At 68.8% G+C, this 13,559-nt stretch carries 7 protein-coding genes (1 of these 7 only partly in view); 5 read left to right on the top strand and 2 right to left on the bottom strand.

What is annotated here, in order from left to right; translation table 11 throughout:
• Positions 1-198: 198 nt before the first annotated feature.
• Complete coding sequence (locus ON33_RS26055) at positions 199-924, bottom strand: ABC transporter ATP-binding protein (protein ID WP_040861726.1); 726 nt, start codon at positions 922-924, stop codon at positions 199-201.
• Positions 925-959: 35 nt separating this feature from the next.
• Complete coding sequence (locus tag ON33_RS26050; protein ID WP_040861725.1) at positions 960-2,009, bottom strand: ABC transporter permease; 1,050 nt, start codon at positions 2,007-2,009, stop codon at positions 960-962.
• A 129-nt stretch (positions 2,010-2,138) separates the two neighbouring features.
• Here ON33_RS26050 and ON33_RS26045 point away from each other — a divergent pair, with 129 nt between their 5' ends.
• The 5 genes from ON33_RS26045 to ON33_RS26025 form a co-directional block, all read left to right on the top strand.
• Positions 2,139-3,317, top strand: coding sequence for a sensor histidine kinase (locus ON33_RS26045; RefSeq protein ID WP_040861724.1), 1,179 nt, complete (start codon positions 2,139-2,141; stop codon positions 3,315-3,317).
• Positions 3,314-3,949 carry a LuxR C-terminal-related transcriptional regulator gene (locus ON33_RS26040; RefSeq protein ID WP_040861723.1) on the top strand — a complete coding sequence of 212 codons (636 nt, stop codon included), beginning with the start codon at positions 3,314-3,316 and terminating at the stop codon, positions 3,947-3,949. Before ON33_RS26045 ends, ON33_RS26040 begins: the two co-directional genes overlap by 4 nt.
• A gap of 18 nt (positions 3,950-3,967) precedes the next feature.
• The gene (locus ON33_RS26035; RefSeq protein WP_040861722.1) at positions 3,968-4,393 is read left to right on the top strand and encodes a PPOX class F420-dependent oxidoreductase; all 426 of its coding nucleotides are present in this window, start codon (positions 3,968-3,970) and stop codon (positions 4,391-4,393) included.
• 58 nt (positions 4,394-4,451) lie between these two features.
• The gene (gene cobM, locus ON33_RS26030) at positions 4,452-5,210 is read left to right on the top strand and encodes a precorrin-4 C(11)-methyltransferase (RefSeq protein WP_040861721.1); all 759 of its coding nucleotides are present in this window, start codon (positions 4,452-4,454) and stop codon (positions 5,208-5,210) included.
• 303 nt (positions 5,211-5,513) lie between these two features.
• A protein-coding gene (locus ON33_RS26025; RefSeq protein WP_040861720.1) for a non-ribosomal peptide synthase/polyketide synthase crosses the window boundary here: on the top strand, positions 5,514-13,559 show its 5' portion. Its footprint extends 36,471 nt past the window's final position; only the first 8,046 of its 44,517 coding nucleotides appear in the window; its start codon is at positions 5,514-5,516; its stop codon lies beyond the right edge, outside the window.

Below are 13,559 nucleotides of genomic sequence, written 5' to 3'. Positions count from 1 at the left end.
GGTCTCCAACCGCTGCATCAACTCGATGACATCACCATCGGTGAAGTCCTTCAGGCTGGAATTCGAAAGGGTCTGGACTGCGGCCGCCAATTCGACGATACCGCAGCCCTCGAGTCCTTCCCCCTTCGAATTCATACCTCTATTCTATCGCCTAAGCCGCCTGCTAGTAACACGAATTGTCAAGTAGTACAACGTATTTCAAGCAGCCAGTGCAGTCTTCTGCTGCGTGAGAACGCCATCCACCATCCGATACACGCTGTCCATCTGATCCAGATGCGACAGATCGTGCGTCACCAGCAATGTCGCCGCCCCATGCTCCCGCACGATCCCCACGATCAGATCGATGATGGCCGCCCCCCGCTCCTGATCCAACGCGCTGGTCGGCTCGTCGATGACCAGCAGCGACGGATCGTTCATCAGCGCCCGTGCGATGTTCACCCGCTGCCGCTGCCCACCCGAGAGCTGAGCCGGCCGCTTGTTCTCATGCCCCGACAGTCCCACCGCCGCCAGCAGATCCCGTGCGTGCGAACGGACTTCGCGCCGCTTGGCGGGTGAGACGAACCAGCTCTGCCCCAGGTGCGCCATCGCCTCGAGCTGCTCGAGCGCGGTCAGCGCCGGAACCAGATTGGACTGCTGGAACACGATGCCGATGGAGGTCCGCCGCAGGGTTGCCGCGTCGCGGCGGCTCAATGCGGCGAGATCGGTCGTGCCCGTGGCAGTTTCGAGTTCCACCCGGCCCGATTCCGGCCGCAGCAGAGTGGAGACGGTGGCCAGCAGGGTCGACTTGCCGGAGCCGGAGGGCCCGGTGATGGCCGCGATCTCGCCGCCACCCACGCGCAGGTTCACTCGGTCGAGGGCGGTGAGGCGGTCCGTGCCGTCCGGGAAGGTGAGGGTCAGGTCGGAGACGGTGAGTGCGTTGGTCATCGCAATGCTCCTGGGAGACAAGGGGAGTGTGGTCATCAGCGGGCCTGGTTGAGTGCGGTGAGGGGATCGGTGGTGACGAGGAAGCGCAGGGCGAACGTCGCGCCGAGCAGGCCGAGCGCGATCAGGGCCGCGGCCGGGAACAGCGTGGTGCTCGCACTGAGGACGAACGGCACCGCGCCGCCCATGAACGCGCCCGCCACCGCGGTCAGTCCGACGCCGATGCCGACGCCGAGCAGCAGCACGATCAGCGCCTGGCTCAGGGCATCCCGGATCAGTGAGCCGGTGGTCGCGCCGAGCGCCTTCAGTGTCGCGATGTCCGGTTGGCGCTGCACGGTCCACACCGTGAAGAACGCGCCGATGACGAGCGCCGAGATGGCGAACAGCATGACGGTCATGAGGGTCAGCGAACCGTTCTCGGCCTGGTAGGAGGCCATGGCCGACAGCGAATTCTTGCTGCTGGTCGTGGTGGTGTGCGCGGTGGCGTCGATCGCCTTCTCGTCGCTCACGCCGGAGACGGCGAGGATGGTGGCCGCGCCCGAGTGCGGGTTGAGAATCTGCCAGTCGGACAGCGTCATCCACACCACCGGCGTGTGCGCGTACCAGTCGTCGTCCGTCACGCCCTGCACGGTGTAGGAGGCCGATCCCAGTTCGACGGTGTCACCGGTCTTGGCGTTCAGGTCCTTGGCGGCCGCCTTGGACAGAATCACCGAACCCTGATCGGTTGCCACGCGCTTGCCGAAAGGGGTGCCCTGGACGCCGAACAGTGCGACCTGGGTGGGTGACGCGCCGTTGAGCGTGGCCCGGGTGCGGCTGATGCCGATGGGGTCGACGGTGCCACCGGACTGCTGCCAGGTCTGCACCTGCTCCTGGCTGAGGGTCGACGCGTCGAAGGAGGGCGCGGATCCGGTGTCGGAGAAGACGACCGTGTCGGACTTCAGCGACTGGATGGCGGAAATGTTCTGATGCGCCAATCCGGCCGTCAGGCCGCTGAGAAAGCTGACCAGCAGCGCGACCAGAGTGACCACCAGGGAAATGAGGAGGAAGCGGCCGCGGGCGGCCCGCAGATCTCTGAGTGCGACGAACATACTTACACTCTGTCCGGGAAACCGCTGGCAGCCATCGCGCCGCGGAACGAATCCCGCTCCGTCGACGGCACGGCGGCGTTTCCTACTTTCGATGGATGCCGCCGCAATAGCCGGGCATAAGCTGGTCGCGTGCACCGCTCGCCCCTGACCCCTGTCTTCTCCGCCCTGCAGCTCGGGCTGCACGCCCTGGTGGTGGCGCTGACCGTGGTGGTGGCGGTGCAGGAGATCGTCTCGGGGTCGTATCCGGTCCTCGTCGTCGTACTGGCCGTCCTGTTCCTCGGTGTCTACTTCTTCGGCGGCCGGTTCCGGCGCAATCTGCCCGCCGCGCAGGTATGGCTGGCGCTGCTCACCCTGATCTGGCTGGGCCTGGTGACCGTCGCGCCGCTCGCCGTCTACCTGGTTTTCGGCCTCTTCTTCCTGTATCTGCATCTGCTGCCGCGCTATTGGGGCCTGGTGGCGGTGACCGCGGCGACCGTGGTGTCGGTGGTCGGGTTTGCCGCGCACCGCGGCTGGACCCTCGCCGGCGTGATCGGCCCGCTGCTGGGCGCGCTGGTGGCCGTCGCGATCGGACTGGGTTACGGCGCGTTGTTCCGGGAGGCCGCCGAACGACAGCGCCTCATCGACGAATTGCTCGCCACCAGAAACACTCTCGCCGAGCAGGAGCGCACGGCGGGCAAGATGGCCGAGCGCGAACGCCTCGCCCAGGAGATTCACGACACGGTTGCCCAGGGCCTCAGCAGCATTCAGCTGCTGCTGCACGCCGTCGAGCGCGCCGCCCCGGACCATCCGGCGCTGGAGAAGATCCGGCTGGCCCGCGAGACCGCCGCCGACAATCTGGTCGAAACCCGCCAGCTCATCGCCGAACTCACGCCGGCCCCGCTCGAAGGTCAATCGCTCGCCGGCGCCCTGCACCGCATCGCCGAGCGGGCCGCCGCGCCCGGCCTGGACGCCGAGGTGCTCGTCGAGGGGGAGCCGCAGGCGCTGCCCATGTCCGTGGAGGCGGCACTGGTCCGCATCACCCAGGGCGCGGTCTCGAATGTGGTGCGGCACGCCCACGCTCAGCGCATGCGGGTCACCCTCACCTACGGCGATGACGCCGTGCACCTGGACGTGGTCGACGACGGGGTCGGCATCGAACCGGCGGTGCTGGCCGAATCCCCTTCCGGCAGCTTCGGTCTCACCGGCATGCGTAATCGGGTGGAGCAGCAGGGTGGCACCATGGACGTCGAATCCGAGCCCGGCCATACCGCGGTCACCGTCTCCTTCCCCCTGGAGGAGCAGCCCAACCTCACCCCGGAGCAGAAATGATTCGCATCCTCCTCGCCGACGACCACGCCATCGTCCGCGCGGGCCTGCGCGCGCTGCTGGACTCCAGCGTCGCCGAAACCGATTCCGACGACGTCGAAGTCGTGGGTGAGGTGGCGACCGCCGAAGAGTCCGTGGCCTTCTGCTCCACCACCCCCGTCGACCTGGTGCTGATGGACCTGCGCTTCGGTCCCGGCAAGTCCGGCGCCGACGCCACCGCCGCCCTGCGCGACCTCCCGAACCCGCCGAATGTCCTGGTGGTCACCAACTACGACACCGACGCCGACATCCTCGGCGCGATCGAGGCGGGCGCGGTCGGCTACATCCTCAAGGACACCCCGCCCGCCGAACTGCTGGCCGCCGTGCGCTCCGCCGCAGAGGGGGAGAGCGTGCTGTCGCCGTCGGTCGCCTCCCGCCTCATGACCCGGGTCCGCAAGCCCGACACCACCCTGAGCCCCCGCGAGATCGAGGTGCTGCGGCTGGTCGCCGACGGTCACTCCAACCGGGAGATCGGCAAACGCCTGTTCCTCTCCGAGACCACCGTGAAATCGCACCTGGTTCACATCTATTCGAAGCTCGGCGTGAAATCCCGAACCTCCGCGGTGGCCCGGGCTCGCGAGCGCGGGGCCATCTGAGGTCGTACGGTGTCGCCCATGGCCTCACTGTCCGATCAGCGTGTACGCGACTTCCTGACCGAGGGCACCCGGACCGGCAAGCTCGCCTTCGTGGCGGGAGACGGCCGCCCGCTGGTCGCGCCCGTGTGGTTCATCCTCGAGGGTGACGAGCTCGTCTTCAATACCGGCAAGGACACCGCCAAGGGCCGCTCGATCCTGCGTGACGGCCGCCTCACCCTGTGCGTGGACGTGGCCGCGCCGCCGTACTCCTTCGTTCAGGTCCAGGGTGTGGCCGAAGTCTCCGAGGATCCGGCCGAACTGCTGCGCACGGCCACCGAGATCGGCGCCCGCTACATGGGCGCGGACCGCGCCGGGGAATTCGGCCGGCGCAACGGGGTCCCGGGCGAACTCGTCGTCCGCCTGCGCCCCACCAAGGTCCTCACCGATTTCGAGGTCAGCGGCTGATACCCGGGTGCGATGACGGCCGGACGGTTCACCGGACACGGTGTGCGAGACTCGGCCGATGACAGTGCACTTCATCGGGGCCGGGCCCGGGGCGGCTGATCTGCTGACCGTACGGGCGGTCGAGCTGCTGCGGCGGTCGCCGGTGTGCCTGTACGCGGGGACCTATCTGGACCCCGAGGTACTCGCGCACTGCGCGCCGGACGCCGAGCTGATCGATACCCAGCGCCTGGATCTGGACGAGATCGTCGCGCACTGTGCCCGGGCACACGCCGAGGGCAAGGACGTCGCACGGCTGTGCTCGGGAGACCCCTCCTTGTATTCCGCGCTGACCGAGCAGAAGCGCCGGCTGGACGCACTGGGAATCCCCTGGGACGTGACGCCCGGGGTCCCGGCCTACGCGGCCGCCGCGGCGCTGCTGGGCGCGGAGCTCACGGTGCCCGAGCAGGTGCAGTCGGTTGTGCTCACCCGCACGCAGGCCCGCTCGACCGCGATGCCGGAGTCGGAGGCGCTGGCAAATTTCGCGCGTACCCGGGCCACCCTGATCCTGCATCTCGCCATCACCCGGATCCGGACGCTGGCCCGGGAGCTGATTCCGGACTACGGCGCGGACTGCCCGGTCGCGGTGGTCTACCGCGCGACCCAGCCTGAGCAGCAGGTTCTCCGGGGCGCCCTGGCAGATATCGCCGATCGGGTGGAGGCAGCCGGGTTTCGGCAAGCGGCTGTGATTCTCGTCGGTCCCGCATTGGCCGAAACCCTCGAGTGCGCCCAATCGCATCTGTACGATCCTGCTCGCGATAGGTCGCACATCACTGGCTGAAAGTGCCAAATGCGATGATAGGTAAGGGCTATGGCCCTTTCTTTATGTGGCTTGCGCGCTGACGGTAGATTGGACCGAGTGTCCGTCACCAAGTTTGCGACCGTGACTGCCCGGGAGCGGGCGCTGGGTGTGGTCGTGCCCATGTAACAAGATCGGCCAGCTGGGGGGATACCCCAGAGAGTCTCAATTTACGGTGAAGTGAGCCCCGAACACCGGACGCCACGCTGAAGCAGGCGTGGCGTCCTGTTCGGGTTTTCGGCGGGGAGCGCTGCGTGTCGTGGTGTTCCGGAAGCGAGGTTTGGGTTGGACCGGCTGGATTTCGGCGGCATCGGCGAAGCTGGCAGCGAAATCGCACCGGGATCGGGCGAACTTTTCCCGCTGTCGCCGGCGCAGCTCGGCATCTGGTATGCCCAGCACCTGGACCCGCAGGTCCCGATCAACATCGCCCAGTACGTGGAACTGCGCGGCGAACTCGACCTCGAGTTGCTGGAACGCGCCATGGTCCACGGCTCGGAGGAGTTCGGGTCGGGCTTCCTGCGCATCGTCGAGCGTGACGGTGAGCCGATGCAGATGGTGGACCACTCGCTGGACCGCACCATCTACCACGTCGATCTGAGTGACGAGGCCGATCCGGCCGCCGCGGCCCAGGACTGGATGCGCGCCGATTACAGCGCCCCGCTGGAGCTCACCCGGGACCGCCTCATCCGCACGGCCATGGTGAAACTGGCCGACGGCCATTACTACTGGTACGCGCGTATCCACCACATCGTGCTGGACGGCTTCGGCGCGGTGACCTACATGACCCGGGTCGCCGAGCTGTACACCGCGTACGTCCGGGGCGAGGAGCCCGCGCCGCACAAGCTGACCGACCTGCCCACCCTGGTCGAGCAGGAATTCGCCTACCGCGAGAGCAGCCGCTTCAAGTCCGACAAGGAGTACTGGGCCGAGCGGGTCGCCGGGCTCGAGGACGGCACCAGCCTGGCCGGCCGCTCCGCGCCGCCGGCCGCGATCAACCGGATCGCCACGGGCGCGCTCAGTGAGGGCCAGTCCTCGCTGCTGGACGAGGCCGTGGCCCGCCACGAGTCCTCGCCCGCGGGCCTGCTGATCGCCGGTTTCGCCGCCTATCTCGCGCAGTGGACCGGCACCGAGGACGTCATCCTCAGCCTCCCGGTGACCGCGCGCACCACCGCGATCATGCGCCGCTCCGGCGGCGCGGCCTCGAACATCGTGCCGCTGCGCCTGAAGGTCGGCCACGACGCCACCGTGGCCGATCTGCTCGGGCAGGTGCAGGTCGCGGTCTCGGGCGCGCTGCGGCACCAGCGCTACCGCGCCGAGGACATCCGCCGTGACGCGGCGAGCCGCGCATCGGGCACCGGCACGGGCGAGTTCAGCGGCGGCGACGTGGGCGCGCAGTTCTTCGGCCCGTGGGTCAACATCATGTTGTTCCACAACGAGGTCGTGCTCGGTGACATCACCGGTGAATACAGCGTGCTGTCCACCGGTTCCATCGAGGATCTGGGCGTCAACTTCTACCAGTCGGTGAAGGGCACCCGGAATCACATCGATTTCGAGACCAACCCCAACCTGTACTCCGAGCGCGAGACGCAGCAGCATCACGCGCGCTTCCTGGAGTTCTTCGACCGCTTTCTGGCGGCGGGGGAGGCGCAGCCGGTCTGGGGTCTGCCCATCACCACCGCGGCCGAGCGCACCCGCACGCTGATCGAGTGGAACGAGTCGGCGCACGAGGTGCCGGTCACCACCCTTCCGGCCCTGCTGGACAAGCAGATTCCGCTGACCCCGGGCAATGTCGCCGTCGAGTTCGAGGGCGAGCAGCTCACCTATGCCGAGTTCGGCGAACGCGTGAACCGCCTGGCCCGCTTCCTCATCGAGGACGGGGTCGGCCCGGAATCGCTGGTCGCCCTGGGTATGCGCCGCTCGCTGGAGCTGGTCGTGGGCATGCACGCGGTGCTGCGCGCCGGTGGCGCGTACGTGCCGATCGACCCGGATCACCCGGCCGACCGCACCGCCTACATCCTGGAATCCGCGGCACCGGTCTGTGTGCTGACCACCGCCCGTGACGAGCTCGAGCTGCCGGAATCGGTGCGGCGCTTGGAGATCGACACCCTCGACGTGTCTGAGTACTCCGCCGATCCGGTGACCGACGCGGACCGGCGCGGCCCGCTGCGCCCTGACAACACCGCCTACGTCATCTACACCTCGGGTTCGACCGGCCGCCCCAAGGGCGTCGCGGTCACCCATCACGCCATCGTCAATCAAGAGCTGTGGATGCTCGACGAGTATCCGCTCACCGAAGACGATGTCTACCTCCAGAAGACGGCCACCACGTTCGACGTGTCGCTGTGGGGCTACTTCATGCCGCTGCTGGTCGGCGCGAAGCTGATCGTGGCGACCCCGGACGGCCACCGCGATCCGCTGTACGTGGCGGAGATGATCGAGCGCCACGGCGTCACGGTCACCGACTTCGTGCCGTCCATGCTGACGGTCTTCGTCGCGCACGCCACCCGGGCCCAGTGCGCCTCGCTGAAGTACGTTTTCGTGATCGGTGAGGCGCTGCCGCCGGAGACCGGCGCGGGCTTCCGTGAGATCACCTCGGCCGGGCTGCACAACCTGTACGGCCCCACCGAGGCCGCGGTCTCGGTCACCTACTGGGAGAACACCGCCGCCGACACCGTCACGGTGCCGATCGGTATGCCCGAGTGGAACGTCGAGGTCTACGTTCTGGATTCGCGCCTGCGGCCCGCCGCCATCGGCGCCTCGGGTGAGCTCTATCTGGCGGGCCGTCAGCTGGCGCGCGGCTACAAGGGCCGCCCGGATCTGACCTCGGACCGCTTCGTGGCGAACCCGTTGTCGCCCAACGGCGAACGCATGTACCGCACCGGTGACCTCGTCCGCTGGAACGACGCCGGGGCCCTGGAGTACATCGGCCGCACCGACTTCCAGGTGAAGTTCCGCGGTCAGCGCATCGAGCTCGGCGAGATCGAGACCGATCTGCTGGCCCATCCGACCGTGAGCCAGGCGGCCGTCCTGGTGATGGACACCGCCACCGGCCAGCAGCTGGTCGCGTATGTGGTCCCGGTCCCGGGTCAGTCCATCGACCCGGCCGAGCTGACCCGTTTCGCCGCCGAGAAGCTGCCGTCCTACATGGTTCCGGCGTCGATCATGGTGCTGGACGCGTTCCCGCTCAACACTTCCGGCAAGCTGGACCGCAAGGCCCTGCCGGAGCCGGTGTTCAGCGCGGACGCCGCCGGTTACCGCGCGCCGCGCACCGCCGCCGAGGAGATCGTGGCGGGCGTGTTCGCCGATGTGCTCGGCCACGACCGGGTCGGCGTCGACGACAACTTCTTCGATCTGGGCGGCAACTCGCTGGTCGCCACCCAGGTGGTGGCCCGCATCTCGGCCGCGTTCAGCACCCGCCTGGGTGTGCGCGCGCTGTTCGAGACCCCGACCGTGGCCGGCCTGGCCGCGCGGGTGGAAGCCGCTGGGCCGTCCGAGATTTCGCGGACCCCGCTGGTGGCGCAGGAGCGCCCCGAGCGGGTGCCGCTCTCGCTGGCGCAGCAGCGCATGTGGTTCCTCAACCAGTTCGACCCGACTGTCCCCACCTACAACCTGCCGTTCGTGGTGCGGTTGCGCGGGCAGGTCGATATCGAGGCCCTGCAGCTGGCGCTGACCGATGTGGTCGCGCGCCAGGAATCCCTGCGCACCATCTTCCCGGAGTCCGGTGACGGCGGCTTCCAGCAGGTGCTGCCGATGTCGGAGGTGGCGCTCGGCGTCGAGGTCGCCGACCTCGCCGAGGCCGAATTGCCTTCCGCGCTGGCGGAATTCGCCTCCACCGGTTTCGATGTCTCGACCCAGCTGCCGATTCGCGTGCGCGTGTTCCGGGTGGCCGGCGACGCCGCGCTCGGTGACGACGAGGTCGATCTCGCGGTCGCCTTCGTGGTGCATCACATCGCGGCCGATGGTTTCTCGTTCGGTCCGCTGTCGCGGGACATGACCGCCGCCTACCTGGCGCGGGTGGCCGGTCAGGAGCCCGCGTGGGCGCCGCTGCCGGTGCAGTACCAGGACTTCAGCATCTGGCAGCGCGAGGTGCTCGGCTCGGAATCCGACGCCGAGTCCATGGCCGCCCGCGAGATCGCCTACTGGCGTGGGGCGCTGGCCGGGCTGCCGGATCAGCTGGACCTGCCGGCCGACCGTCCGCGTCCGCCGGTGCAGAGCTTCCACGGCTCCCGTGTCACCTTCGACATTCCGGCCGAGTTGCACACCCGGCTGGCGGGTCTGGCCCGCGCCCAGGGTGTTTCGCTGTTCATGGTCATGCACAGCGCGCTGGCCGTGCTGCTGGCCCGGCTCTCGGGCACCAGCGACATCGCCATCGGCACCCCGGTAGCCGGTCGTGGTGAGCAGGCGCTCGACGACCTGATCGGCATGTTCGTCAACACCCTGGTGCTGCGTTCGGAAGTGGATGGGGCGGAACGCTTCACCGATTTCCTGGCCCGCACCCGGGAGACCGATCTGGCGGCCTTCGCCAACACCGATGTCCCGTTCGAGCGACTGGTCGAGGTGCTCAACCCGACCCGTTCGCAGGCCCGGCATCCGCTGTTCCAGGTCATGCTGTCGTTCCAGGAGATGTCGCACGGCTCCATGGAGCTGCCCGGTCTGACCGTCTCGGCGGACGAGCTCGAGGTCGACATCGCCAAGTTCGACCTGCAGTGGACGCTGACCGAGCAGCGCGGCCTGGCCGGTGAGCCGGCCGGGCTGGCGGTGGTGCTGTCCTACGCCACCGATCTGTTCGACGCCTCGACCGTGGCCGAGTTCGGGCAGCGCTACCTGCGCGTGCTCGAAACCGCCGTCGCCGCACCGGACACCGTGGTGCGCGATATCGATGTCCTCGACGCCGGTGAGCGCGAGACCGTGCTGCACGCGTGGAACCACACCGCGCGTGAACTGCCCTCCGCCACAACCGTTCTCGACCTTTTCGAGCGGCAGGTGCGGATCCGGCCGGACGCCACCGCCCTGATCTTCGATCCGGGTGAGCGCAGCGGCAGCATGTTCGGCCCCGCCGAGGAGCTGAGCTATGCGGACTTCTCCGCCCACGTGAATCGCCTGGCGCGCAGGCTGATCGCCGCCGGCGTGGGTCCGGAGGCCCTGGTCGCGGTGGGCATCCGCCGCTCGGTGGACATGCTCATCGCCATCTACGCCACCCTCACCGCGGGCGGCGGCTACGTGCCGATCGACCCGGACCACCCGGCCGAGCGCACCGATTACGTGCTGCGCACCGCCGGGCCGGTGGTGCTGCTCACCACCGCCGACGATGCCGTGGAATCCGCGGATTGCCTGGTGCTGCACCTGGATTCGCTGGATCTGAGCGACTACAGCGACGCCCCGGTCACCGACGCGGACCGGCTCGCGCCGCTGCGGCCGGCCAATGCCGCCTATGTGCTGTTCACCTCCGGCTCGACCGGCCGCCCCAAGGGCGTGGCCGTTCCGCATGCCGCGGTGCTCAACCAGATCGCCTGGATCACCAGCGAATACGAGATCGACGACACCGATGTGATCCTGCAGAAGACGCCGGTCACCTTCGACGTCTCGGTGTGGGAGTTGTTCGGTTCGCTGGCGGTGGGCGCGCAGCAGGTCATCGCCGCGCCGGACGGCCACCGCGACCCGATGTACCTCTCGGAGGTCATCGGCCGCCACCGAGTCACCATGACCTCGTTCGTGCCGTCCATGCTGAGCGTCTTCGCCTCCAGCGCCTCGTCGGCCGAATGCCTTTCCCTGCGTGCGGTTCTCGTGGCCGGTGAGGCGCTGCCGCCCGCCACGGTGACCGCCTTCCGCCGCTTCTCCACGGCGGCCGTGCACAACCTGTACGGCCCGACCGAGTTCACCGTGCACGCCACCTACGCGCCCATCGACGCGTCCGTGGTCACCTCGGTGCCGATCGGCCGCCCGGTGTGGAACGCGCAGGCCTACGTGCTGGACGAGGGCCTGCGCCCGGTCGCCGCGGGCGTCCCGGGTGAGCTGTACCTGGGCGGTGTCCAGGTGGCGCGCGGCTACTTCGGCCGTGCCGACCTGAGCGCCGAGCGCTTCGTCGCCAACCCCTACGGCGAGCCGGGTTCGCGCCTGTACCGCACCGGTGACCTGGTGCGCTGGAACCACAACGAGCCGGGCGTCATCGACTACATCGGCCGCACCGACTTCCAGGTGAAGTTCCGCGGTCAGCGCATCGAGCTCGGCGAGATCGAGACCGCGCTGCTGGACCACCCCAAGGTGCAGCAGGCCGTGGTGCTGGTCATCGACACCGTGGCCGGCGATCAGCTGGTCGCCTACATCGTGGCCGGCGGCCCGGTGGACCTGGACGGCGTCAAGACCTCGCTGCAGCGCACCCTGCCCGCCTACATGGTGCCGGGTTCGATCATGGTGCTGGACGCGTTCCCGGTGAACGCCTCCGGCAAGCTGGATCGCCGGGCGCTGCCCGCGCCGCTTTTCGAGGTGCGCGAATTCCGCGCTCCGACAACGCCGATCGAGGAGATCGTCGCCCAGATCTTCGGCGAGGTGCTGGGTATCGCCCGGGTCGGCGTCGATGACGACTTCTTCGAGCTGGGCGGCAACTCGCTCATCGCCACGCAGGTGGCGACCCGCCTGGGCACCGCCCTCGACACCCGCGTGCCGGTGCGCATGCTGTTCGAGGCGGCCACGGTGGAGGCCCTGGCGGCGCGCGTGGAATCGCATGTCGGCGACGGCGGCCGCAAGGCCCTGGTCGCCCGCGAGCGGCCCAGCGAGGTCCCGCTTTCCCTTGCGCAGCAGCGCATGTGGTTCCTCAACCGCTTCGACACCGCCTCGGCGGTCAACAACATCCCGGTCGCCATCCGGCTCTCGGGTGAGCTCGACATCGCGGCCCTGCAGGTCGCGGTCATCGACGTCATCGACCGTCACGAGTCGCTGCGCACGGTCTTCCCGGAGACCGCGCACGGCCCGGTGCAGCGGGTGCTGGACGCCGCGCAGATCGTGCCCGACCTGACGCCGGTGCCGGTCACCGAGTCGAATCTCATCGACCACCTGGTCGAGCTGGCCACCATGGCCTTCGACGTCACCGACGAAGTGCCGCTGCACGCCGCGCTCTTCGAGATCAGCGAGTCCGAGTACATCCTCGGCATGGTGGTCCATCACATCAGCGCCGACGGCTGGTCCATGGGGCCGCTGGCCCGCGATGTCATGGTCGCCTACGCGGCCCGCACCTCCTGGGAGGCCCCGGCCTGGGCCGAGCTGCCGGTGCAGTACGCGGACTACGCGCTGTGGCAGCGCGAAGTGCTCGGTTCCGAGGACGATCCGGATTCGCTGATCGCCAAGCAGATCCGCTACTGGACCGACGCGCTCGCCGATCTGCCGGACGAGCTGGTGCTGCCCGCGGACCGGCCGCGTCCGGCCGTGGCCAGCTATCAGGGTGGCACCTACCCGTTCGCCATCTCCGCCGAAACCCAGCAGGCGCTGGTGGATCTGGGCCGCAGGCACAATGCCTCGCTGTTCATGGTCATGCACAGCGCGCTGGCGGTGCTGCTGGCCCGCCTGTCCGGGACCGGCGACATCGCCATCGGCACCCCGGTGCACGGCCGCGGTGAGGCCGCGCTCGACGATCTGATCGGCATGTTCGTCAACACTCTGGTGCTGCGCACCGAGGTGGACGGCAGCGAGACCTTCGCCGACCTGCTGGCCCGGTCCCGCGATACCGACCTGCACGCCTTCGCCCACGCAGACGTGCCGTTCGAGCGGCTGGTCGAGGTGCTCAACCCGGCCCGCTCGCAGGCCCGCCACCCGCTGTTCCAGGTCATGCTGACCTTCCAGAACACCCGGCAGGCCAGCCTGGAACTGCCCGGCCTCTCGGTCAACGGCATCGACTACGACGCCCGCCTGGCCAAGTTCGACCTGCAGCTGACCCTGCAGGAGGCGCAGGACGACCACGGCGAGAACGCCGGCATGTCCGCTGAGATCTCCTACGCGCTGGACCTTTTCGACGAGCCCACCATCGCGGCCTTCGCGCACCGCCTGGACCTGATTCTGGCGGCGGTGGTCGCGGACCCGGATCGGCCGCTCGGCGATATCGACCTGCTGGTCGCCGACGAGCGCGAGCGGGTGCTCGACGACTGGAACGACACCTCGTTCAATCTGGCGCGGGTGCTGCCCGCGCTGCCGGAGGGCGAGGCCGCGACGCTGGTTTCGCTGTTCGAAGCACAGGCTCTGACCAGCCCTGATGCGCCTGCCGTGGAATTCGAGCACGCCGATACCTCCCAACCGGCTACAGGTCTGTCCTACGCCGAGTTCGCGGCGCGGGTGCACCAGTTA

Origin of the sequence: Nocardia niigatensis NBRC 100131 (assembly GCF_000308655.1) — a bacterium.
Classification (GTDB): domain Bacteria; phylum Actinomycetota; class Actinomycetes; order Mycobacteriales; family Mycobacteriaceae; genus Nocardia; species Nocardia niigatensis.
Note: the sequence above shows the minus strand (reverse complement) of the source record. Positions and strands in the feature narration are given on the sequence as shown.